Raw genomic sequence first — 24,272 nt, 5'->3', positions numbered from 1 at the left:
AGATGTGTATAAGAGACAGCCGTAACGCTCGATCACGTCCAGGTGCGGCTGGCGATCCTGGTCGCAGGCTTCGGCCAGCCGCAGCCAGCAATGCGGATGCGGCCACTTCGCGGTTTCCTGCTGCAGGAAGCGGTGCAGCGCCAGCGGTGCATGGTCCTGCGGCTGGGCGACGGTGAACAGCAGGCCCGGCAGCGTGCCCTCCTCCTCGTCCGGATCGGTCACGGTGTAGTCCGGGCGGCTGTGCGGCCACACCTGCCAGCCCTGCGCCTCGGCCGCTGCGACAAAGGCATTCCACGCGTCTTCGCCCGGGTGCGCGCCGTCGATCAGCCAGCTGCGGGCGAAGCCGCCGCGCTCCAGCACATGCACCTGCGCATAGGTCGGGATGAAATGCTCGCGCGCTTCCTCCTCCTCCGGCGCCGGGTGCACCAGCGCAGCATCGAACACCACCCAGTCGCCCACCTGCTGGGCACGGTTGGCCGGTGCGTTCTCGACGATACGCGCGGTGACCGGGCCACTGCGGCGCGCGTAGTACTCCATCGGCTCGCCGTTCTCTTCGCTGCGGATGATCACCCAGCCCCACGGCTCCTCGACCACGCCGTCCTGGCTGGACAGCTCCATGCCGATCGCCGCCGCCGAGCGGCGCACCGCATCCCAGTCGCGTGCCGCGCTGGCCGCGCTCATGTGGTCCCAGTGTGCGGCGTTGGGTTCTTCCAGCAGCTCCACCAGCTGCGCGTAGCAGGCCTGCGCCTCGCTGAAGCGACCGGTTTCCATGTACATCCGCGCCAGCGTACCGCGTGCGCCATGCGAGCCCGGCGAGGCCGCCAGCAGCGCCTGCGCGGCCTGCTCCAGTGCCGGCCAGTCGGACACGCGACGGGCGCGCTGCACCTCGCACCAGTGCGCGAACACCGGCACGCTGCCACGATAGAGATCAGCCAACTGGCGCAGGCCGGCATCGTCGCCCTGCTCGGTCAGCCAGCGCATCAGCGTGTAGGCCGCAGGACCGTCATCCTGCGCATGTGCGCGCACGAAGCGCCACAGCAATGCGCGCGCTTCCGTCTGCGCACCACAGGCGCTCAGCGCGGAGGCAGCCATCTCGGCCAGCGCCTCGTCATCTGGCAGCTGCGCCTGTGCCTGCAGCAGCCACTGCGCCTCACGTTCGGGATCGCGCGACTGATTCTGCTCTCCCTGCTCGTTCAGCCAAACCAGTAGTTCAGCGGCTGGCACCGGCAGCGGCGCCACATCCGGCAATGCATCGATGCGTGCCGCCAGGCCGGCCACCAGCGCAGCCGCACCCCGGTCCTGGCGCAGCTGTGCCAGATGGGTACGCGCCAGTTCCAGCTGGCGCAGCGCCACCCAGCGTGCGCCCCGCTGCAGGGCCAGCTCCAGGCTCAGCGCAGCGACTTCGATCAGCAGGCGGTGCGAGCCAACCTCGGCAAAGTGCTCGATGATGGTGTTGAAGCGCGTACCCAGATCCCAGGTATTGCGTGCGGGATCACGCCGGCACAGCGCTGCGGCGGTGTTCGCCCACAGCCGCCAGTAGGTAGGTGTCAGCTCGCTCCACGGCACCAGCTGCTGCAAGGCCTCTTCGTCGCGGTCCAGCTGCGCCAGCGCCCACGCCTTGGACAGGCGGCGCGGCACCGTGCAGTTGGCCGGCTCGTACTCGCCGGACGCGGCCACTTCGGCCTCGCGCTTCTCGATCAGCAGCAGCGCTTCTTCGGCGCGGCCCATGCCCAGCAGGATCTTGATCTGCATCTCCGGGAAGCTGTCGAACACTTCCTTGCCGCAGGCCTCGATCGCGTCGGACTGCACCTGCAGGTAATCCAGTGCCTCCTGGCCGCGGCCATCATCAAGCAGTGCATCGGCCTTCTCGCAGCTCAGGCACTGGAAGCAGGCCCAGCTCGGGTCGATGCGGCCCAGCGTCTCGTCGCACACCTCGATGCGCTCCGGCACCCAGCCGGGGCCATCGATGTTGCCGTAGCAGGCGGCAAGATCCTGGGTCACGCAGATCGACTGCGGGCATTCCAGGGTGTCCTCGCGATGCGCACGCTCGAACAGCGCCACGGCTTCGCCCAGCGCGCTCTCGCCTTCGACGCGGTTGCCGACGCGGTTGCGCAGCGCCCAGTGGCCGACGTAGACGTCGACCCACGGGTTGTCCAGCGCCTTGCCCAGCGCACGCGCTTCGGGCAGCAGCGCGTCGACGCGGTCGACACGCAGTTCACTCACCTCGTCGGCGAGGCGGTTCAGCAGATGCGCATTCTGCGCCTGGCCGGCCTGGCGCAGGTCACCCTGCAGTTTTTCGACCCAGTTCCAGATGTCCATGGGGTAAGTACTCCTGTCTAGCGAAGGCTGGATGAGAGGATGCGGTGCTCAGCGCAGCATCTGCTGCAGGGCACCGGCGATATCGGTGAAGGCGCCGTTGAGATCCGGGCCGGGCGTGGCGGTCGCGCGGGCCAGGGGACGGCCCTGCGCGGCGACGATGATCTTCAGTGAGCGCAGCAGGCGCGCTGCGGCTTCGGCCTGCGGGTGGCCGTCGCGCTGGGCGCGCAGCAGCGCCCGCACCGCGGGGTTGTCGAGGTTGAGGTACAACCGCGATGGCGCACGCGATTCGATGCGCGCGGTGAACTGACGCGCCAGCCGCAGCGCCGCCATTGAAACGCGCTTGTCGTTCTCATCGTCTTCCAGGCGCTGCTTCAGTTCGGCTTCGCGGTCGGGCACCACCACCACCGGCAGCGACTCGGGACTGAAGCGTGCCGGCAGCAATTGTTCGCCGTCACCCAGCTGCTCGCGCAGCCATGCCAGCTGCGCCTCGTCGAGGCTGTCATCGCTGCGGAACAGCGCGCGGTTGCCCTGCTCGGTGCCGAGCTCGACCAGGCGCAGTCCCTTGGCCTGGGCCCAGCGCCGCAGGAACGGCACTACTGCATAGCGATGGCCATGCGCGACCGGCACGCCCATCGCGCGGAACAGCATTTCCTCGAAGCCGCCACCGTTGTCGAGGATCACATGCACGGCACCGCGTGCGGGCAGCGCACTGGCAGGCAGATCGCCCTGCGAGGTCGGCACGCGCACGTGCTCCAGCAACAGGTCGAACAGGCGGTCATCGCACAGCGCCGCGCCCAGCAGCGCCTCGTTGTGGCGGCTCAATACACGTCGCCACGCTTCCGGCTGCTGCCGCGCGACGTCGGCCAGGCCATCAATCAGCGCCTCCAGCAACGCATGCTGCACGGCGCGGTACTGGTCATCGCGCTGCAGGTCTTCGCGGCTGGCGGTGGGCGTGAGCCGCGAGGATTCGATCACCCCGCCGATGAAGCCCGCCCACGGCGGCAGCAGGTCGCGGGCGTCGTCGTCCAGCAGCATGCCGCGCACGAACACCGACAGGTTGCGGTTGTCGCTGGTGCCGTAGGTAGCACCGTCCTGCACCCACAGCAGGCCGGTGGCATCACTGCTGCTATCAGCGCGCAACGGCACGGTGACGATCGGCTCGAAATCATGTTCGAAACGCGCCGCGAACTGCAGCGCCTGGCGACGCGCCTGCACCGGATGCAGGGCCACATCGCCCTGGCCGCGCCACGGCGGCGGCTCGGGGTTGAGCGCCTCGCCTGCAGCACCGATGAAGATCGGCTCGGACAGCAGCGCGCAGTAGCGACCCAGCACTTCGTGCAGGCGCGCCTCGTTGGCCAGCGGCAGGAAGTCCGGATGCAGCTCCAGTTCCACCTCGGTGCCGACCGCGCGTGCCGGCACTTCGCTGACGGTGTACTGCTCGGCGTTGCTGGACACGTACAGATGGCCCAGTTCCGGCGTCTGGTACGAGGTGGTGCGCACGCTGACCCGGCGCGCCAGCACGAAGGCTGACAGGAAGCCGAGGCCGAACATGCCGATCAGGCCCTCATCGTCCTCGCCACCCTGGCGCAGGCCGCGGGTGTAGCCGACGCCGACGGTCGCCAGGTAGTCATGGATCTCCTGGCGGGTCAGGCCGGCGCCGGTATCGATGATGCGCAGCACGCCGGCAGCGGCATCGACCTGCACCGAAATGCGCGATGGCACTTCGATGCCGGGCTGTTCGATGCGGCGGCGGATGATCGAGTCGTGCGCGTTCTGCACCAGCTCACGCAGCGCCACCACCGGGGTGGAATAGAGGTGCTTGCCCAGCACCGTCATCAGTCCATTGAGATCGACCCCGGCGCGACGGATTTCGGCGTTGGGGGCGGTGAGCGCGGTGTCCTGCATGTAATCGTTTACTCCTGGGCACGGAAAGACGCCAGAGGGCGTCTTCGTCGAGCGGGAAAAACTAGCACAGGGAGGCTGACCGTTACCGTGTCGGCCGCCGTATTCCACGTGCGCGGTGGTGACGCCGGGCCATGCCCGGCGCGATCACGCCGCGTCGATGGCCTCGGACAGGCGCTCCACCGCGATCACTTCCATGCCCTTCACCGAGCCGCCCTTGGGCGCATTGGCCTTGGGCACGATGGCGCGCTTGAAACCATGGGTGGCGGCCTCGCGCAGGCGGTCTTCGCCATTGGGTACCGGTCGGATCTCGCCGGACAGGCCAACCTCGCCAAACGCAATCGTCTTTTCCGCCAGCGGCCGGTCCTGCAGCGAGGACAGCACCGCCAGCAGCACCGGCAGGTCGGCAGCGGTCTCCTGCACGCGGATGCCACCGACCACGTTGACGAACACGTCCTGGTCGCCGACCAGCACGCCGCCGTGGCGATGCAGCACCGCCAGCAGCATCGCCAGGCGGTTCTGCTCCAGGCCGACCGCGACACGGCGCGGGTTCGACAGCGGCGACGCATCGACCAGTGCCTGCACTTCCACCAGCAGCGGCCGGGTACCCTCGCGCGTGACCATCACGCAGCTGCCCGGCTGATGGGTGCTGCCACCGGACAGGAAGATCGCCGACGGATTGGAGACTTCCTTCAGGCCCTTGTCGCCCATCGCGAACACGCCCAGCTCGTTGACCGCACCGAAGCGGTTCTTGAACGCGCGCAGCAGGCGGAAGCGGCTGCCACTCTCGCCTTCGAAGTACAGCACCGCATCGACCATGTGTTCGAGCACGCGCGGGCCGGCGATACCGCCCTCCTTGGTCACGTGGCCGACCAGGAACACGGCGGTGCCGGTCTCCTTGGCGAAACGCACCAGCCGCGCCGCGCTCTCGCGCACCTGGCTGACCGAGCCGGGCGCGGCGGTCAGGCTCTCGGTCCACAGGGTCTGCACGGAGTCGGCCACGATCAGCCGTGGGCCGGCCTTGGACGCATGCTGCAGGATCGACTCGACGCCGGTCTCGGCCAGCGCGTTGACACCATCCAGCGGCAATTCCAGCCGGTGTGCGCGGCCGGCCACCTGGGCCAGCGACTCCTCGCCCGTGACGTACAGCACCGGCAGCTCGGCCGCCATCTTCGCCACCGCCTGCAGCAGCAGGGTCGACTTGCCGATGCCCGGGTCGCCACCAACCAGTACCACCGCGCCCTCGACCAGGCCACCGCCCAGCACGCGATCGAACTCGCCGATGCCGGTCGAGACACGGCGATGCTCGGTCTGCTCCACGTCCTTCAGGGCGGTGATCTTCGGCGGGTCGATCTTGCCGGCCCAGCCGGCCCGGCGCGACGCCGGCGCCTTGGCCGCCGCCGCGCTTTCCAGCACGATTTCCGACAGCGAGTTCCAGGCGTTGCACTCGGTGCACTGGCCCTGCCACTTGCTGAATTCGGCGCCGCATTCATTGCAGACGTAGGCGGTGCGGGCTTTTGCCATCGGATGATTTCCAGCAACGGGAACAGGCGTGGCAGGATAGCCGAGCCGGGTCGCAGGTGCTGCGACCGCTCAAGTCCCGCCCAACCGCGCCGATAGCTGTCGCGGGCGTGCGCCTTGCGGGCGCCCCTCCCTCCCCCTCTGGATTCAACATGACTGGCAGTTACAGTCAGAGCCTGGTCGCCATCTCCCTGCTGGTGGCCATTCTTGCTTCGTACACGGCGCTGGACATGGCCGGCCGCCTGGCCACGGCCGAGGGCCGCGTGGCCCGCTGGTGGCTGGCCGGCGGCGCGGCGGCGATGGGCCTGGGTATCTGGTCGATGCATTTCATCGGCATGCTGGCCTTCGACCTGCCGATCCCGGTCGGCTACGACCTCGGCATCACCCTGTATTCGCTTGCAGTGTCGATCGGCGCTTCGGCCTATGCGCTGTGGCTGGTGTCACGACCCAGCCTGCCCTGGCGACGACTGCTGGCCGGCGCCGTGCTGATGGGCATGGGCATTGCCACCATGCACTACCTCGGCATGGCCGCGATGCGCATGCAGCCTGGTATCGACTATCACCCGGGCTGGTTCGCCGCCTCCATTGCAGTAGCCATCGGTGCCGCCGGCGCGGCGCTGTGGATCGCCTTCCGCCTGCGTACCGAGCAGCGCCACACCATGCGCCTGCGCGCACTGGCCTCGCTGGTGATGGGCCTGGCCATCGTCGGCATGCATTACACCGGCATGGCCGCCGCACGCTTCCCCGAAGGCAGCATCTGCGGCGCGGTCGGCAGCGGCGGCATCGACACGCGCTGGCTGGCAGTGCTGGTGATCGTCACCACCGTAGCCACCCTGGGTATCGCCCTGGTCGCCTCGCTGTTCGATCGGCAGATGCGCGTGCGTACCGGGTTGCTGGCCGATTCACTGGCACACGCCAACGACAAGCTGATCCAGGCCGCCCTGCATGACCCGCTGACCCAGCTGCCCAACCGCATGCTGCTGCAGGACCGCATCGAGCAGGCCATCGAAAAAGCGCGCCGCCGCGGCCGCGCAGTGGCGGTGATGTTCTGCGACCTGGACGGCTTCAAGGCGGTCAACGATGCCTACGGCCACCAATTGGGCGACCGCCTGCTGGTGGCGGTGGCACAGCGCATCGGCGGCCTGCTGCGGCCGCAGGACACGTTCGCGCGCCTCGGCGGCGACGAGTTCGTGATCGTGCTGGCCATCGACACCCCGGACGATGCGGTGGTGGTGGCCGAGCGCATCATCGCCGCTGCCGGCGAACCGTTCACGCTGGATGCCGCCGAACTGCAGGTCAGCGCCAGCCTGGGCATCGCCCTGTACCCGGATGACGCCAGCAACGAGCGCGAGCTGATGGCGCACGCCGATGCGGCGATGTACCACACCAAGGAAACCGGGCGGAATGGCTATACCTTCTTCACCCCGTCGATGCAGCTCAGCGCCAACCGCCAGCTGCGCCTGCTGCAGGACCTGCGCAAGGCAATCGCGCGTGACGAGCTGCTGCTGCACTACCAGCCGAAGTTCCCGGCCGCTGGCGCACCGGCTACCGGCGCCGAGGCGCTGCTGCGCTGGCAGCACCCGGAACTGGGCCTGCTGGCGCCGGATGTGTTCATTCCCATCGCCGAGCGCAGCGGCCTGATCCTGCCGATCGGCGACTGGGTACTGGACCGCGCCTGTGCGCAGCTGCGTACATGGCACGAGGCCGGGCATACGGAATGGTCGATGGCGGTGAACCTGTCGCCGTTGCAGTTCGCCTCGCCGGCGCTGCTGGACAGCGTGCGCGAGGTGCTGCAGCGGCACCGGATCGAACCGGCACGCCTGACCCTGGAGATCACCGAGACCACGGCGATGAAGGACGTCGATGCCAGCCTGGCGATCCTCAACGACCTGACCGCGATGGGCGTGCACATCGCCATCGATGATTTCGGCACCGGCTATTCCAGCCTGCTGTACCTCAAGCGCATGCCGGCCACCGAACTGAAGATCGATCGTGCGTTCGTGCACGACCTGGAACGCAATGACGAGGACGCCGCCATCGTCTCGTCGATCATCGCGCTGGGCCGCACCCTGCAGCTGCAGGTGGTGGCCGAAGGCGTGGAGACGCAGGCGCAGCGCGAATACCTGAGCGAACTGGGCTGCGACCAGCTGCAGGGCTATCACCTGGGCCGGCCTATGGATGCCGAAGAGTTCCTGCGCCGGGTGGCGGGGTAGAGCCGGCCGGCTTCCCGCGATTGCCGGCCAGCGGCCGGCACTACCCATATCCGCAGACAAACAAAAAGGCCGCCCGAGGGCGGCCTTTCTGCGTGGCAACGTCGCGCGGACGTCAGTGCATCATGTGCACGTTCATGTTGTGCATGACCCACAGGGTGCCAACCACGATGATGCCGATCACCACCACGGTGAAGGCCGCAGCGTTGACGTTCCAGCGGCTTTCCGAAGAGCGGTCCAGGTGCAGGAAGAACACCAGGTGGACCAGCATCTGCAGCACCGCGGTGACCGCGATCACCACACCGTTGACGGTGCGCGAGAAGTCGCCCGACATCACCATCCAGAACGGGATGACGGTCAGCACCACCGCCAGCACGAAGCCGATCAGGTACGACTTCACGGTGCCATGGCTTTCGCCGCCGGTGCCGTGGTCGTGTGCATGGTTGTCATGTGCCATTACAGGGCTCCATTGAGGTAGACGACGGAGAACACGCCGATCCAGATCAGGTCCAGGAAGTGCCAGAACAGGCTCAGGCACGCCATGCGGGTCTTGTTGGTCGGGGTCAGGCCGTACTTCTTCAGCTGCACGAACATCACCAGCAGCCACAGCAGGCCGGCGCTGACGTGCAGGCCGTGGGTACCGACCAGGGCGAAGAACGCCGACAGGAAGGCACTGCGGTCCGGACCGTAGCCCTGATGGATCAGGTGCTGGAACTCCCACACTTCCATGCACATGAAGCCGAAGCCCAGCAGCCAGGTGATGCCCAGCCACAGGTACATCTGGCCCATCTGCTTGCGGTGCATGGCAATCATGCCCAGGCCGAAGGTCAGCGAGGAGGTCAGCAGCAGCGCGGTTTCCCATGCCACGAACGGCAGTTCGAACAGGTCCTTCGCGGTCGGGCCACCATCGGTACCGCCGGCCAGCACCACGTAGGTGGCGAACAGCGAGGCGAAGATGAGGCAGTCGCTCATCAGGTACACCCAGAAACCGAAGACGGTGTTGCCGCCGGTGTCGTGGTGCTCGTGGTCGTCATGGCCATGGGCCGCCGCTTGCGCGGCGTGCCCGTGGCTCAGGGTCGAGGTATTGGTGCTCATGCCTTCAGCTCCGACTTCACCAGGCCCTGGTTTTCCAGGTGCTTGCGGTGTTCGTTCTCGATGCGTTCCACCTCGGCGGCCGGGACCCAGTAGTCCACGTCCTGGTCGAAGGTGCGGTAGATGAACGTGGCGATCATGCCGACGAAGCCGACGATGGCCAGCCACCAGATGTGCCAGATCATCGCGAAGCCGAACACCAGGCTGAAGGCACCGATGACCACGCCCGTGCCGGTGTTGCGCGGCATGTGGATGTCGGTGTACTTGGCCGGCTTCGGCCAGGCTTCACCACGCTGCTTGCGCTCCCAGAAATCGTCCAGCTCGGTGACTTCCGGCAGGCTGCCGAAGTTGTAGAAGGCCGGCGGCGAAGAGGTTTCCCACTCCAGCGTACGGGCATCCCACGGGTCGCCGGTCAGGTCGGCGGTCTTCTTGCGGTCGCGGATCGACACGGCCACCTGGATGATCTGGCACAGGATGCCGGCACCCACGATGAAGGCACCTGCGGCAGCGACCAGCAGCAGCGGCTCGTAGGCCGGGTTGACGGTGCTCTGCAGACGACGGGTCATGCCCATGAAGCCCAGCACGTACATCGGCATGAAGGTCACGTAGAAGCCGATGAACCAGCACCAGAACGCGCACTTGCCCCAGAACTCATTGAGGCGGAAGCCGAACATCTTCGGCCACCAGTAGGTGATGCCGGCGAACATGCCGAACACCACGCCGCCGATGATGACGTTGTGGAAGTGGGCGATCAGGAACAGGCTGTTGTGCAGCACGAAGTCGATGGCCGGGATCGCCAGCATCACGCCGGTCATGCCGCCGATGGTGAAGGTGACCATGAAGCCGATGGTCCACAGCACGGGCGTGGTGAACTGCACGCGACCGCGGAACATGGTGAACAGCCAGTTGAAGATCTTCACGCCGGTCGGGATCGAGATGATCATCGTCGTGATGCCGAAGAAGGCATTGACGTTGGCACCCGAGCCCATGGTGAAGAAGTGGTGCAGCCACACGATGAACGACAGCACGCCGATGCAGGCGGTGGCGTAGACCATGCCCTTGTAGCCGAACAGCGCCTTGCGCGAGAAGGTCGCGATGACTTCGGAGAACACACCGAACGCCGGCAGGACCAGGATGTACACCTCCGGGTGACCCCAGATCCAGATCAGGTTGATGTACAGCATGGCGTTGCCGCCACCGTCATTGGTGAAGAAGTGCGTACCCAGGTAGCGGTCCAGGGTCAGCAGCACCAGGGTGATGGTCAGCACCGGGAAGGCAGCGACGATCAGCACGTTGGTCACCAGGGCGGTCCAGGTGAACACCGGCATCTGCATCAGCTTCATGCTGGGGGTACGCATCTTCAGGATGGTGATGAAGAAGTTGATACCGCTCAGCGTGGTACCCAGGCCTGCGACCTGTAGACCCCAGATGTAGTAATCCATGCCGACGCTTGGACTGTATTCGATGCCCGACAACGGCGGGAACGCCAGCCAGCCGGTGGCAGCGAACTCACCGATCCACAGCGACAGCATGATCAGCACCGCGCCGGACACGAACAGCCAGAAGCTGAGCGAGTTGACGAACGGGAACGCGACGTCGCGCGCACCGATCTGCAGCGGCACGGCCAGGTTCATCAGGCCGGTGATCAGCGGCATCGCCACGAAGAAGATCATGATCACGCCGTGGGCGGTGAAGATCTGGTCGTAGTGGTGCGGCGGCAGGTAACCCTCGGACCCGCCGACGGCGAGCGCCTGCTGGGTACGCATCATGATGGCGTCGGAGAAACCGCGCAGCAGCATGACGAAGGCGACGATGAGGTACATCACGCCGATCTTCTTGTGATCCACCGAAGTGAACCACTCCTTCCACAGATAGCCCCACAGCTTGAACTTGGTGATCAGGGCCATGACGCCCAGGCCACCCAGCACCGCGCCGACCAGGGTGGTCAGCACGATCGGATCGTGGGGGATCGACTCAATTGAGAGTTTACCCAACATGTTCATTCTCCCGAGCCCGCATGGCCGGCGTGGCCTGCGTGTTCGTGTTCGTTGGCATCCAGGTTTTCACCCGATTCCTTGGAATCATGCGCGTCACTGGGGGCATGGCCCTCGTGCGCTTCATGGCTGGCGGCATCGGCAGCGGCGGCACCGGCGTGTTCGTGCTTCATGCCGTAATGCTTGTTGTCGCCCATGTGCTTGGCGATGACCCAGTCGAACAGGCCTTCTTCGGTCTTGCCGAAGTAGGTGACCGGATACCACTCGGCGTTGCGTGCTTCACCCAGCGCCTTGAACGAGGCCTTGTCCAGGGTCTGCTCGCCGGCGCGGACCTGGTCCAGCCACTGGCGGTATTCGGCATCGGTGACTGAGTAGGCGGTGAAGTGCATCTTGGCGAAGCCCGCGCCGCTGTAGTGCGAGGACATGCCTGGGAATTCACCGGTCTCGTTGGCGATCAGATGGAGCTTGGTCTCCATCGCAGCCATGGAGTAGATCATGCTGCCCAGGTGCGGGATGAAGAACGCATTCATCACCGAATCGGACGTGATCTTGAAGTTCAGCGGCGTGTTGACCGGGAACTTGATTTCGTTGACGACCGCCACCTTCTCTTCCGGATAGATGAACAGCCACTTCCAGTCCAGCGAGATCGCCTCGATGGTGACCGGCTTGACGTCCGATTCCAGCGGCTTGTACGGGTCCAGCGCGTGCGACGAACGCCAGGTCAGGACCGCCAGCACCAGCACGATCATGCAGGGAATGGACCACACCACCACCTCGATCGCCGTCGAGTGGGACCACTTCGGCTCGTAGCGGGCCTTGGTGTTGGAGGCGCGATACTTCCACGCGAAGGTCAGGGTCATGATGATGACCGGGATGACGACCAGCAGCATGAGCACGGTAGCCGTGATCAGCAGGGTCTTCTCATCCTGGCCGATCTGGCCCTTCGGACTGAGGATGGCCACGGCATCGCAGCCGGTGAGCATCACCAGCAACGACAGCAGCAGGCCCGGGCGCAACCAGCGCCCAAGGGTTTTCAACGGAATCATCGGTCGATCCAATTGCGAGGGAATGCCGTTCCCCGTCCTGCCTGTTCCGGCCAAAGCCGGTCCCACCGGTCCAGAAGACAGGTAGGGAGGTGGGGTCGAGTCAGCCTTTCAATTTTAGGCCGTCACCCACCATTTAAGAAAGGCATTGACAATGATCGAGCGCAGGAAAGGCCCGTTTCTGGCTGCGACACGTTGTCGCACCGCGCAACCGCGGCGGGCAGAACACCCGGGGGCGGCATCCTGGCATCAGGTGCTGGCCGGCGGTCCGCCCTCGTTCGGCAAAGTCATCTGAACCTGTTCAGGCGTGCTGATGGGTGCCCGGCGTGGGATGCTCGGCGCAGGAGGAGGGTCCGTGGACAAGATCGACTTCAAGAAGCGCGATCGCGCGTTGTACCAGCCCCCGGTGGGCCGGTTCGTGACTGTGGACGTACCGCCCCTGCCCTACGTGATGGTCGACGGCCACGGTGATCCGAATACCGCCCCCGCCTACCTGCAGGCCGTGCAGTGGCTGTACTCGGTGAGCTATGCACTGAAGTTCGCGCTGAAGGCCATGGGCCAGGACTACGTGGTGCCACCGCTGGAAGCGCTGTGGAGCGCCGAGGATCCGTCGAGCTTTGTCGCACGCCGCAAGGATGAGTGGAGGTGGACTGTGATGATCCGTACGCCGAACGGGATCAGTCCAGAGCAGTGGGAGGCTGCCATCGCCAATGCGGCGAAGAAACTGGGCGAGGTCCCGGCCAGCCTTCGCCATGAAATTCTTGAAGAAGGCCTCTGCCTGCAGACCTTGCATGTGGGTGCCTACGATGACGAGGGCCCGATCCTGGCCCATCTGCACGGCGAGCTGATGCCCGCACTGGGTTACACCTTTGCCGGCCCCCATCATGAGATCTACCTGAGCGACCCGCGCAGGACCGACGCGGCGCGGTTGAAAACCGTCCTGCGGCAGTCGGTGCGCAATGGATTGCCGGCCTGCTGATCATCGGCTCCGCAACAGCATAGCTCCTCCACCATGATAGACAGGTAGCGACCACTCAGAACAGCCAGTACTGTTGCAGGCACGGACGCGATACGGTGAAACGCATCGACGCGGATTTGCCTGTGAGAAGGACGTATTGGCCCCCTGGTAAACCACGCCACCGTCATTGCTCAGTTCATACCGCTCAGCGCGTGCGGAAGCTCCCCAGGCCATTTCACAGGAACTCCGCATTTCGGCGACGTTGAGGTTCCCCGGCACATCAGGCACCGGGCGCAGGACCAGCGTGAAGGTAGCCACAGCGGAGTACCCGCTGCACCCGGCGGCATTACATGCACGGGCACGGTAGCCGTAGCCACCCGCGCCGCGAGCACCCGCAGCGAACTGGGTCTCGGCCGAGTCCAGAACCTGCGTCCACTGCCCTGCTGCAAATTGCTCCTCCAGCCGATAGGAACTCGCAGTGGCAACGGCTCCCCAGTAGACCCTGAACCCTTGACCGCTTCCAACGTTTGACGAATCGATGGACAGACCAGGTGCAGACGGCGCCCGCAGCACGGCGACAAGCAGCGCCGAGGACAACGGTCCGCAACCACTGGCATTGCAGGCTCGCACGCGATAGCCGTACGTCCCTGTCGAACGTTCGGGAAGCGTTGCGGCGATCGCGCTGGAGTTCTGCACCTGGGCCCAGACTCTACCCGGCGCCTGCTCTTCCAACGCATAGCTCGCACCATCGGGCACGGCGCTCCAGCCAACAACGACCGGACTGCCATACTGCGCGGAGTTGCCACTCATTACAGGCGCCACGGCAGGGATGCGCAGGACACGGGTGGTCGCGACGGCGGAATAGCTGGAACACCCGGCATCATTGCAGGCACGGACGCGATAGCCATCCTCACCGCTGGGGCGCCCCGCAACATCCTGCGAAGTCCTGGCGGCGTTCGCGATCTGCGTCCATTCACTTGTACCGGAGCGTTGCTCCAGGGCATAGCGGGCTGCCCCTGCCACCTGGCTCCAGGAAACCACATACGCACCGGAGCTGTTGCTGGCCGGCAACGACAATGTCGGCGCGGCCGCCGGCTTGAGGATGACCTGGATGGAAGCGGGAGCCGAGTAAGCTGCACATCCACGCCCGTTGCAACCGCGCACGCGGTACTGCACGGAGCCGGCGGGCTGCCCACTAACGGGATGATTCGCGACATTGGCGGAGAGGAGGGTCGCCCACGCACCTCCAGTGGATGCCTGCAGCTCATAGCGACTGGCGCCGGCGACTGTGCTCCAGGTCACGACGTAGCTTCCTGAATAGCTCGTGGCCGGCACTGTGACAATGGGAACATCAACCGGCTCAGCCTGAACGTTGATCGCGCCAACACTGCTCCAGGCACCACACGCATTCGACGAGCACGCGCGCACCGAGTATCCGTAGATACCGGCCGAACGATTGCTCGCTGCCCAGGCTCTACCAGCCCCCGAATACACCGTGGTCCAGCCGCCACTGTCTCGCTGCTCACGAAGCTCGTAGCGCGCCGCGCGACCGACTTCCCCCCAGCTTACGCTGAAGCTCCCCGTCTCCGACGAAGGCGGAACCGACAGCGACGGAACGCCCGGTGCAACATGCCCAACGACCTTCGCTACGAGACTGCTGCCCAGGTAGACATATTCAGAGATTTCACCCGTCCGCTCATTGTTCTGTCGCCGCAGCAAGCCATCCTCGCCATACAGCGAGAAAATCCGGCGATCCTCATTCTCGGCAGACGACAAAACTCGTCGCCCGTATGCGTCATAGCGATACGACTCAGCCCCGGCCACCTTTCGCAGCCGATTGCCGACATCGAACGTGTGAACAACGCCGTTTCGATTCCTAAGGTTTCCTTGCGGGTCATAGTCCAAGCCAATAATTGTGGAACCACCCGTCGCCTGTACATTGGTCAGCCGATTGGATGCGTCGTACCAGTACTGGTGGTCCCTCACTCCGGCGAGGCTGCTGCTGCGAAGGTTATCCAGTGCGTCATAGGTGTAGCGCATGACACCATTGCCGCCAAACATCGCAGAGGTCGCCTGCTGAAGGCGATCAAGCTGGTCATACTCCATCCGACGATCACGAAGGCTGTCGACGCCATCGAGGATGGTGACGACGTTTCCAGCGCCATCATAAAGATACGAATAGTCGAGCACTCCGTTGCCGTCAACAACCTGCGCCGGCAGCTGGCGGGCGTTCTGCTGCATGCTGTGCACGACGCCATTACCGTAAGTGAATCGACGAATCGCTCCATTAGGGTAATAACTCACTGCAGTCGCGTAAGGGCCGGCCTGGGTTGCCTGCCCGAGCGCATTTGGGGCAAGGCCGACGAACATCCCGCTCGGATAGGCAATTCCGGCCCTGTTACCGTTGCTGTCGTAGCCATACCCTAGCGAAAGGGCGGGTCCGGCCGACTCCTGCAGCGACTCACCGGTAAGAAGCCGACGCTTGTTGTAGGTATAGCCGTTCACCGCTACGGCCCCGCCCCCGTCATTCAGAGTGGTCACCTGCGCGGGCTTGCCATCGGCATGATAGAGCCAGTCCTGATCACCATTCCGGTCGGGAAAACGCAGTGTCGCTAGACGGTTCCGCGCATCGTACGTCCGGTCCACGCGGCGCGAAGACGACAAGGCTGCGGCAGCATCACAGGAGGCGACGTTGGGCAATGCGAGCCCGGATGCCGTCCACAGCAGATTTCCCGCAGGGTCATATCCCATCGCGGTACTGCCAGTTTCCGGTTCAATCGACTTGCAAAGTTGCTGGTGACCGTCGTAGACATAGGTGCGCGTCAGCGCTTCAGTAGAAGACGCGTTTCGCCGCTTGATGGAAAGTGGCTTGCCAAAAACGTCACGGACAATCTCGGAGAACACCCCCCCGGGATGTGCAATGGCGATCGGCTGCGTCTGACTGGGCTGATCAAAGGCCTGGTATGCAGTCGTAGTCACCCGACCTTTCGGATCAATCACCTTTACCAGTCCACCAGCAAGATAACTGGTCGTAGTCGTCAGCAAACCAGACTCGCTGTCCTGCGAAACAGATGCCACTCGCCCCAGGCCGTCGTACGTCGTCCAAGTGCCCGTGGAGGCATTGGCCGATGCCGACGGATATGACTGGAACTCAAGGCGCCCCTGTAGATCGTAGCTGGCTCTCACGAATCGCTGGGTTTCAGCAGGCGACGCCGCATCAAACTCCTGGGTCAGCAGCGGCCGCCAGAATGCATCGTAGTAGACGCGCTTGCGTGCATTTCCGGTCGAAACATCCTGACGCCAATGGCCTGCAGCGACCCCATACTCATCTGCACTGCTTTTGCTGAAACTGCGAACAGTATCCGCCCATGCCACCGTGTCGCCCGCTGGATAGCGTATGCGCGAGATGCGCCCCATCGGGTCATATTCATACCCGGTTGCGGCACCGATCTCGTCTGTGACCGACGTGACGAAGCCATTGTCATCCACGCCACGAACCAGTGTCGTGCCATCTGCGAACTTCAGCGTCTGCGCAACGCCGCGCTTCCAGTTCGCCAGATGGGTGATGTGATTGTTCGCATCGGCAATACTCGAGAGTGAGCCATCCGGGTTGTAGCTGTAGCGCTGCAGAAGGCGCCCGTGGCTGTGGAGTTCGATCGGAAGTGCCCGACCGTCGTAGGTGGTGCGAGTGATCACGGACGCCGTATCCGAGCTGGAAACGCGCGCCACCTGACCCAACACCCAGAGGCCAAGGTTGTCGCCATACTCAGTCACATCCGTACGGGCGTCTCCCTGACTACTGAACCGGGAGACGCTCAGTGGTCGAGCCAGGCTGTCAAAGCTGTTCGTGCGACGGGTGTAGACCACCCCGTCCAGGCGCGTGACGGTTGACAGCTCTGGCTGGATCGCCTCGCGGGGAAAGTTGTCGCCGGTATCCTGCGCGCTGACACCAAAACGCGCGGGATACGGCCGGCCTGCAGGAGAGAGCGCGTAAGTGTTCTCGACAACCTGCAGGATATCGCCGCCCTTGCCACGCTCAATGCGCAAGAGCTTTCCTTCGTCATACTTGAAGCTGTTTCCGTGGGTGTAGCGGGTCCACTCAGCGCCGGGCCCCTCCACCACCGTCGTTGCGCGACCCGCACAGCTGTCACTCGTGCAGATCGGTTCGCCACACACCACTCCACCCGTCAATGGGCATGGCCGATCCATCGTTCCACCCGGGTAAAAAATGGAACTGATTGCGGAACTGTAGCTGTACTTCCAGGCCATCGGAGAAATGGCCGGTCCGCTGATGGACTTCTCGATCAGCGTGTAGGCCTTGTACGCAATCGCCCACTGGTTGACATCATCACCGGTGTCGTTTCCACCTATCCCTGTCGTGAAATTCTTGCAGGATATCGGGACGTTGCTCCGGCCATGCTCGCGGATGGCGACAGTAAATGTCCCTACGGCCCCGGAAGGATGCTCGATACGGCCAGTTGCCAACTGCGGCCCCACGAGCGGAGTTCCGTCCATGAAGCAACTGCGGACTGGCTCATTTGGAATAGGCAGCGTGGCGTAGTACGCGGCATTGGAGAGGCCCGAGAAGTCGATCTTCCACTGGCTTCCATCAGGTTGGATGACCGCCGACAGCGAGACCTTGCCGTCGCTTCGATACAGATAGCGCCAAGTCCGGCCATTCGTGGTTGCGGTCTCGATCTGACCTCGTGGATTATAGGAAAAACTGATCTGACGCCCGTCACTGGCAACGATGGATTGCAGTCGAGCGGGAGCATTGGCTGCGTTGGCATAGTTGTACGCCACGCTATTGCCGAACCGATCTTCAACACGCGTGGCGTACAGCACATTGAGCCTACGATCCAGCCGCTTTGTACCATTCAACGGATTCTTGATCTGCGGCTCGACGTACTGGGCCATCCAGTCGAACCAATAGCGGGTGCCGTCTGGCCCGACCGCCAGAAATCCCTCGCCGGTGCCGTTGCGAATGGCAGGCAGGCAGCCAACGAAGACCTGGTCGTTGGTCATCCAGTAGTACGGGCCTCCTTGGGCAGGCCTGGCCGTTGCCCCGTTGATCAGCAGCATTTCCCCGCTGCTCACGCCCGGAATGTTCATCGAGTTTCCGGACCATACGTCACTGACATCCATCGACCCGCTGAATGGAATGGATGGCTGCGCCTGGGACACCGTGCTGACACTGCAGCGCGCACCGGGCGACGCTGCGGCGTGCCCCATGACCCAGTCTGTTGAGAAAACGCCACTGATGCTGGGCAAGTCCAGGTCCCAGTCAGCAAGAAGCGCATCGTTCTCGTACTGATAGCGATTCTTCATCACGTACTTGCGTTTCAGGCTCACTGGTAACGCGTGATGACTTTCCAGCGATACCTCGGTCGCCGAGAATGACAAGGCGCCATTTGAAAGACCTACGCTGTCTCCCAGCAAATCGTCTGACAACCTGGCAACGTCCATGCTGCTCCGCAAACGTTTGTCGAACTCCTCCCAGGGATACTTGCCGGGCTGGGCATCCTGCGCAGCTGCGCCCGAAGCACTGAACATCCCCAGAAAAATCAGCCCGATCAGGCATCGACAGCTTCGCGCGTGCGTCTTCATGGCTTCCATAGCGAGATACCACTCCTTGGGTGCACGGAAGACGCATGCGCCATCCGATCAGGCAAGTGAACTCAACGTGAACCGGATGAATATCATTCACTCAGCCTTTGTTCAAGGGCCGAACGCGGCAAGCTGACCCTGAGCCTGCGTGACTGACGCCCCCCCCCTAGGGCTGCAAACCCAGGACTGCGTACGAAGAACCAGCCCGCGAACCCGAGCATCCTTGAGCTGCCATGGACGATCTCGGGTGCACAGCAGAGACAACGATGCATTTGGCAACGGCGGCTGACATTGGCCGAACTGTTCGTAGGTGGGGATAAGGCCAACTTAGGACAGGATGCGAGGCGGTGGCTGGATGCTGATCGTCCTCAACCAGGCATCTGCAGGCATCAGAGACGGAAGAGCTCCAGGACTCATCTGGCAGCCTTTTCAAGTGTGCGCCATACGCGCGAATGCTCTCTAGCGCTCTTGCCCACACATCTGGGGCCTGGAGGGTTACCTGCGGTAGCGATGGTTCGCCACCTTGAATCAGAGCATCAACGATGGCTGCGAGCGTGGGCCGCCAAGCTTGCGGCACCGCAATCTCGTTCTCACCATCTTTAGCTATGGTCGTCTCATTCATTCTTTAAGCTCGTCCGCCTGGAACGTGGCTGCCCTTTGGAAGGCTGCGCGGCCGTACTCTGCTTAACAGCCTGCGCAAACAGAAACTTCAGTACCAGTTCTCGGCCAGCAGGCAAGGAGCATCTCCCAACCAAACCAACAACGGGCACCAGTTTATGCATCCTCCTCCCAAGGACCTTCAACGATCCTCCCCCGCCATACGCCTTCTATTCCAGGTGCAACAACGATGATCTTGGCAGTGAGATCACCGTCTGATCCTGTAGCGGGCATCCCCTCTTCGAGAACCAGTTGCTCTCTTCTCAGATCCTCCAGCGTCCCCGTGAGGTTAAGCCTCAAGAAGCCATCAGAATCTCTATTGTTGAAGTCGACAAATATTCTGAGCTCAGACATCTATGGCCTCTGCAGCCTTTCAACGGCCGGAACCGGATTGGATACTGTAGGGGAAAACAATCGGCTGGCTGCTTCCGGCTCAAGCCCCACAACTGTTGCGTGCGTCGGCGAGACCCCGCCTGTCGAGATGACATCACCTCCCGCAGCCCTCACCTGCCCAACCGTGGTAACACCGACCTGATTGTGAGTTACATTGCTGCACAACTGGCAGAACGACTATCCATTTGCACTCTCTGCGGAGAAACCGAAGGGCCCTGCTGGATGCTGGCCGGTACCCTTCCCAATTCCGGCCGCTGAATTTGCCCCCTGAGCGGAGCCACCTCGAACTACCAATGCACCGTTCGCCAATCGAGCTTCAGCCGTTGCGAGCCCTCCGGCGACCTGACCAGCGCCCCGCATCCCCTCCGCAACCATTAGTGCGGAACCGAATTTGTAGCCACCTTGCCCAACTTGACTCGCCGGCGCACCAAACAACGGGCCGCCATTTAGCTCCCGCGTTCGGGACATATCTACGGTGCCGTATACGCTCGGCCAGCATTCCGGCCAATGCTATAGGCAGCATCGCCGACCGCGCGTCCAACTCCTCCCCAGAACTGGCAGAAAGATGTATCACAGCGTCCATCAGGGTCCGTATATCGGTAAGGGTTCCCCGATGTGTATCTGTAGCGGTTTAACATATCAACTGGGTTTGCGTAAGCCGTCACCGGATCAACCGACAGGAGCACACCCAACTGCGGATCCATGTATCGCTGCTGCATGTAGCTCAGCCCGGTGGCCGAGTCACTGACATGCCCGGTATACCCCGGTCCGTCCGTGACCTGACCACCTACCACGGCGCCGCAGGGCTCGTAGTCATAGCGCTTGATCACGTTGCCGTTGGCATCGCTCTCAGCCACGACCCGGATCAGTCCCTTCACTCCGCTGGGTGGAGTCAATGGCGTTTGAGACTGATCTCCCGCCGTACGCTATCGTCAGAGTTGCGGGAAGCGCCAGAGCATCGACTATGGCTTTCACCTCTCCAGAACATCGATTCTCACTACAAGTGACAGCCCGCCCATCAGGGTCGGTGAACTTGTAAGGGTTCCCGTTGGCATACCGATACCGATTGAGTTGACCATCGCCGAACCCGAGTCTCCGAAACAGCGAAGTGCTAAAATTTACACCAGCGCCAGATGGATAGACTGATGAGAGATGTCCCTGTTCCTTGCTATAGCTTGATTGAGACCTCCATTGGCAGCGATCCGGCTATCGTTGTGGTCAATTCCACATTGCTGACCTTTACTGGCCATGATGCCTTTTCGTGGCACTTGAGGATTGGAGTAAATTGCAAGTTGCAAGGTGTGAATGGCATGCCGACCAAGGAGGAGATCGAAGCACTTTCCCGTCTGGAGGAAAGAATTGCGCCCGCGCTTGATGTTGACCACAACGCTGTTTTTCTCGCCCGAATTACGGCTCGTGGAGAACGCGTACTCCTATATCGAGTGCATGGCCCCGAACAGGCTAACGAGGCATTGCAACTTCTGATTTCCACGCCAGATGCCGAGCGCGAGTGGGAATATCAATTGGAGTACGACGTCGGCTGGATGTTGGCGAAACCGGAGCTGGACCTATTACAGCCTACTCGCTTTAACTAGCCGTAACCGCTCATTGGCATTGGCTCTATCAACTTCAAGCCTCCCTCCAGCCGACCCGCGTTGAATCAATCCAGACGCTGGAAGTCGAATGTGACCTTCCTCGTACAGCGAGACAGAACCGGCGGGAAACGCCATTTCGCCACAGCAACCAGAGCTGCGTGCTCATAAGCAGCACTGTCGCCCCTTCCCCGATCCAGCCCTTCAAGCTGGGACCGTGTGATGACAGGATTTGTCACCCGCCCATCCTCTTCAACGACAACGGACGCCACGACAGAGCCGCGTACCTGCCTCTCAGTCGCGTTGGAAACGGCCGGCGCAATGGACTCCACCAGGCTGCTTGCCCCCTGGCAAGGCCCGGGGAGTTCTTCATCGGCGCGACATGAGGCACTGGGCAAGGCCAGCGCAAGCATCAGAACGCGGTTCATTCAACACCCTCGATTGCGGGTGGGGGACACCGGATCCACCGGCAGGAACACACCCAACTACGGATCCATATACCGCTGCTTTGGTTGACCTGCGGGGCGGGGATTACCCACAACGACGCCGCTATCCACAGATTCAGGTCGCCAATACATCGACGACTGGAAACGCGAAGAATTTAAGATAGGGGGCGAGCTCAATACTGAAATCGGCCGACTCAACCCTCCAAGCGTTTGGATCCCCCAGGAAAATCACACCTCGGCGACCGTACAATTCATCGCGCAGCAGACGATCAAGGCCATCCATGTCTGCGTCAGCGAGAAAGCGCTCAATCATTTGCTTTTCCTGCGCAAGAATACTGATCACGAAGTAGACCCTATCCTGCAAGGGTTTGCTAAAGTCCGCCTCCACGCAGATTGCGTAGAAGTATCGACCACCCTCTTCTATGACTTGCTGCAACTCACCGCCGTACCATTCCACAAGCAAGTCGATCTTCATTTGTAAACCTCATTGAACTTCTGAGCCACTTTCTCCGTTACTGGCTTGGGGAGTTCCACAGTATGGTGGTTCGGATTGTTCCCGGTTTGAGGTGTATTGGGTTCTACCCCGATATCACGGACGGGGTCCGTAAGTGGCGATAGAGCAAACTTAGGACAGGATGCAGGGCGGTGTTTGGATGCGGATTGGCCGCGACCAAGAAATTCGTGCGCTCTCAATCGTCGCGGGAAAATGCAAATCAAGGCAAATCCTTCGAACGCCGCCACATTCTTGCTGGATCCATCCAGCCCAAATCAATGCATCGCAGCCCACATCTAAGCGTTCCGGCTCGGGAAAAACACACGCTGCGGCCGAAAGATCCTAAGCAGCATACGCCGGAACGCAAGACACATGCGCTCAACCTTGCCTATCCTAAAAAAAGTAAAACCCAGGTCACGCCCTTCGAATTCAAACATCCTCCCTTCAGAAATTTCCCAAACGTCACGTATTGAAAAATATGTTCTGAATAATCCCATCTCAATAGTCGATACGAAATGTGAACCCATACGATCCAAAAGTACCCACCGCATGCGATCAACTGCAGTCGCAACATTCGATGACTTGATGAAAAACGTCGCTTGGAATCCGCCAACATCAGCCCCGAGGCCAGACGCTCGAACAAAGATCCCTTCAACCATGAACTCATAGAATCTCACAAGCCTATCTCCCCTTGCTCAGCTCTTGATCCAGCCTTTTAGAATCAAGCCTTCCGTCAACTCGAAAATAACCCTGAAATCCACCATCCTTCCCCATCTTTACGCCCGGCATAGGCAGGCCAGTCTTCTCGCTGATCGCACCCATAGTGCCATTCCATCTTGCAATATCAGACTGCTCAGCAGGTCTAGGAACCGGGTCAGGAATGTACTCTGCCGAATCAGCAACTTGCTCAAGCGTACCGGCCAGAGCTAGTGCGCCGACGCTGACCTTACCCCAGAAGGAGTGTCCCCTTACGCTCTCTGTCTGGTAATGCGGAAGTCCTTTGCCGCCCCCCTCTAGTTCATGGCCCACATGTTTGAGCTGGCCCTCCGCCCCGTGTGCGGATGTCTCAATCTGCCTCGCTACTTGTCTTCTGTCCGCTATCACGTTCTGCTGCGCCCGGCGCGCACTGACGGCCTGCTCCTGAGTCAGTCGTGCAATCTTATGGGCCTGGTTTGCGGTGAGTCTGACGAGCCATGCAACTTTTCCGGCTTCTCCATCAGAATCTACGTAGGTGTACGGATTCCCGTTTGCATGCCGGTACCTATTGAACTGCTCAACCGGTTTCTGATACGCCGTCACTGGATCAACCGATAAGAACACACCCAACTGCGGATCCATGTACCGCTGCTGCATGTAGCTCAGCCCGGTAGCCGAATCGCTCACATGCCCGGTATACCCTGGTCCGTCCGTGACTTCCCCGCCCACCACGGCGCCGTAAGGCTCGTAGTCATAGCGTTTGACCACGGTGCCATTGGCATCGGTCTCGGCCACAACCGAGCCCAAGGCATCGGTGTGGATGTAGGTGACCGTCTCCTGGGCGATTGCGGCTGGCGACAAGCCAAAGCCGATCAGCAGCACGCAGCACAGCCAGGCGCCTGATGCCCCCAGCTTCCGAATTCGATCTTCAAATCCCCTCAAGCGGGTAAATACACCGCCTGCAACTCCCCCGAACCTGCGCATCCTTTCAATCCCTGAAAGAGCCTTGGAGCAAGGCTGGATATTCATAGCACAGGAATGGGCGGCTGCGGTTGCCAGGTCAGGAACTGTGCGAGGAGCTAAGCGCCTGGGAAGCCGGAGGGGCGAGTAGGCCGCGAGACCCGTAAATTGCGGCTGCCCGCCATGGGTTGGCACTGCTGGGAAACTCGCATTCCGCCGGGCATGGCCCGGCGCTACCAGACACAAAAAAGCCCCGACCAGGGCCGTAATGCTGTTCACTTAAGCAGCTGAGCCAATCAGAATCCGATGCCAGTCTTCTGGCATCGGATTTTTTGTGCCCATCCAACAGCAACTGCTCGACCTTGGTGACCTGTTCAATTTCTCCGACC

The 24,272-nt window shown here is 62.5% G+C and carries 16 protein-coding genes; 4 read left to right on the top strand and 12 right to left on the bottom strand.

The genetic code is table 11. The features are described 5' to 3' along the window. From AC5O77_RS19770 to radA, 3 genes are all read right to left on the bottom strand, one after another. A partial coding sequence (locus AC5O77_RS19770; RefSeq protein ID WP_494507096.1) for a tetratricopeptide repeat protein occupies positions 1 to 2,319 on the bottom strand: 2,319 nt, incomplete at its 3' end. A 48-nt stretch (positions 2,320 to 2,367) separates the two neighbouring features. Then, positions 2,368 to 4,224 (bottom strand): ATP-binding protein, encoded by a 1,857-nt coding sequence (locus tag AC5O77_RS19765; protein WP_478058397.1) that lies wholly within the window; start codon positions 4,222 to 4,224, stop codon positions 2,368 to 2,370. Between the two features lie 144 nt (positions 4,225 to 4,368). Beyond that, positions 4,369 to 5,745: a DNA repair protein RadA gene (radA, locus tag AC5O77_RS19760; RefSeq protein ID WP_014646395.1), complete on the bottom strand. Its 1,377-nt coding sequence runs from the start codon at positions 5,743 to 5,745 to the stop codon at positions 4,369 to 4,371. Between the two features lie 149 nt (positions 5,746 to 5,894). Between radA and AC5O77_RS19755 the strand changes: the two genes are divergently transcribed. Beyond that, complete coding sequence (locus AC5O77_RS19755; RefSeq protein WP_478058398.1) at positions 5,895 to 7,955, top strand: putative bifunctional diguanylate cyclase/phosphodiesterase; 2,061 nt, start codon at positions 5,895 to 5,897, stop codon at positions 7,953 to 7,955. A 112-nt stretch (positions 7,956 to 8,067) separates the two neighbouring features. Here the strand turns inward: AC5O77_RS19755 and cyoD are convergent, their stop codons facing one another. The 4 genes from cyoD to cyoA are packed head-to-tail and all read right to left on the bottom strand — an operon-like array spanning position 8,068 to position 12,084. After that, entirely contained in the window at positions 8,068 to 8,409 is a 342-nt protein-coding gene (gene cyoD / locus AC5O77_RS19750; protein ID WP_217015457.1) for a cytochrome o ubiquinol oxidase subunit IV, read from the bottom strand. Continuing rightward, positions 8,409 to 9,047: a cytochrome o ubiquinol oxidase subunit III gene (cyoC, locus tag AC5O77_RS19745; protein ID WP_012510428.1), complete on the bottom strand. Its 639-nt coding sequence runs from the start codon at positions 9,045 to 9,047 to the stop codon at positions 8,409 to 8,411. The genes cyoD and cyoC overlap by 1 nt, the downstream gene beginning before the upstream one ends. Then, complete coding sequence (cyoB, locus tag AC5O77_RS19740) at positions 9,044 to 11,041, bottom strand: cytochrome o ubiquinol oxidase subunit I (protein ID WP_049462341.1); 1,998 nt, start codon at positions 11,039 to 11,041, stop codon at positions 9,044 to 9,046. Before cyoB ends, cyoC begins: the two co-directional genes overlap by 4 nt. Before the next feature lie 2 nt (positions 11,042 to 11,043). Further along, entirely contained in the window at positions 11,044 to 12,084 is a 1,041-nt protein-coding gene (gene cyoA / locus AC5O77_RS19735) for a ubiquinol oxidase subunit II (protein WP_049424459.1), read from the bottom strand. Positions 12,085 to 12,436: 352 nt separating this feature from the next. Between cyoA and AC5O77_RS19730 the strand changes: the two genes are divergently transcribed. Beyond that, positions 12,437 to 13,060 (top strand): GyrI-like domain-containing protein, encoded by a 624-nt coding sequence (locus AC5O77_RS19730; RefSeq protein ID WP_478058399.1) that lies wholly within the window; start codon positions 12,437 to 12,439, stop codon positions 13,058 to 13,060. Here AC5O77_RS19730 and AC5O77_RS19725 read toward each other — a convergent pair whose 3' ends face one another. From AC5O77_RS19725 to AC5O77_RS19715, 3 genes are all read right to left on the bottom strand, one after another. Then, a complete protein-coding gene (locus AC5O77_RS19725) occupies positions 13,061 to 18,646 on the bottom strand; it encodes an RHS repeat domain-containing protein (RefSeq protein ID WP_239496535.1) in 5,586 nt (1,861 codons plus the stop codon). It abuts the gene before it with no gap. Positions 18,647 to 19,420: 774 nt separating this feature from the next. Beyond that, entirely contained in the window at positions 19,421 to 19,657 is a 237-nt protein-coding gene (locus tag AC5O77_RS19720) for a hypothetical protein (RefSeq protein WP_478058400.1), read from the bottom strand. Positions 19,658 to 20,166: 509 nt separating this feature from the next. After that, entirely contained in the window at positions 20,167 to 20,526 is a 360-nt protein-coding gene (locus AC5O77_RS19715) for an RHS repeat-associated core domain-containing protein (protein WP_494507097.1), read from the bottom strand. Positions 20,527 to 20,841: 315 nt separating this feature from the next. Here AC5O77_RS19715 and AC5O77_RS19710 point away from each other — a divergent pair, with 315 nt between their 5' ends. Continuing rightward, on the top strand, positions 20,842 to 21,291 hold the full coding sequence (locus AC5O77_RS19710) for a DUF695 domain-containing protein (RefSeq protein WP_478058402.1): 450 nt from the start codon (positions 20,842 to 20,844) through the stop codon (positions 21,289 to 21,291). Between the two features lie 558 nt (positions 21,292 to 21,849). On the opposite strand, the gene AC5O77_RS19705 is transcribed toward AC5O77_RS19710, so the two are convergent. Further along, entirely contained in the window at positions 21,850 to 22,209 is a 360-nt protein-coding gene (locus AC5O77_RS19705) for a hypothetical protein (protein ID WP_478058403.1), read from the bottom strand. Positions 22,210 to 22,394: 185 nt separating this feature from the next. Between AC5O77_RS19705 and AC5O77_RS19700 the strand changes: the two genes are divergently transcribed. Continuing rightward, entirely contained in the window at positions 22,395 to 22,700 is a 306-nt protein-coding gene (locus tag AC5O77_RS19700) for a hypothetical protein (protein WP_478058404.1), read from the top strand. A gap of 208 nt (positions 22,701 to 22,908) precedes the next feature. On the opposite strand, the gene AC5O77_RS19695 is transcribed toward AC5O77_RS19700, so the two are convergent. Further along, complete coding sequence (locus AC5O77_RS19695; RefSeq protein WP_478058405.1) at positions 22,909 to 23,805, bottom strand: RHS repeat domain-containing protein; 897 nt, start codon at positions 23,803 to 23,805, stop codon at positions 22,909 to 22,911. Positions 23,806 to 24,272 lie beyond the last annotated feature (467 nt).

Source organism: Stenotrophomonas sp. INTA L402-1, from assembly GCF_059295135.1.
Note: the sequence above shows the minus strand (reverse complement) of the source record. Positions and strands in the feature narration are given on the sequence as shown.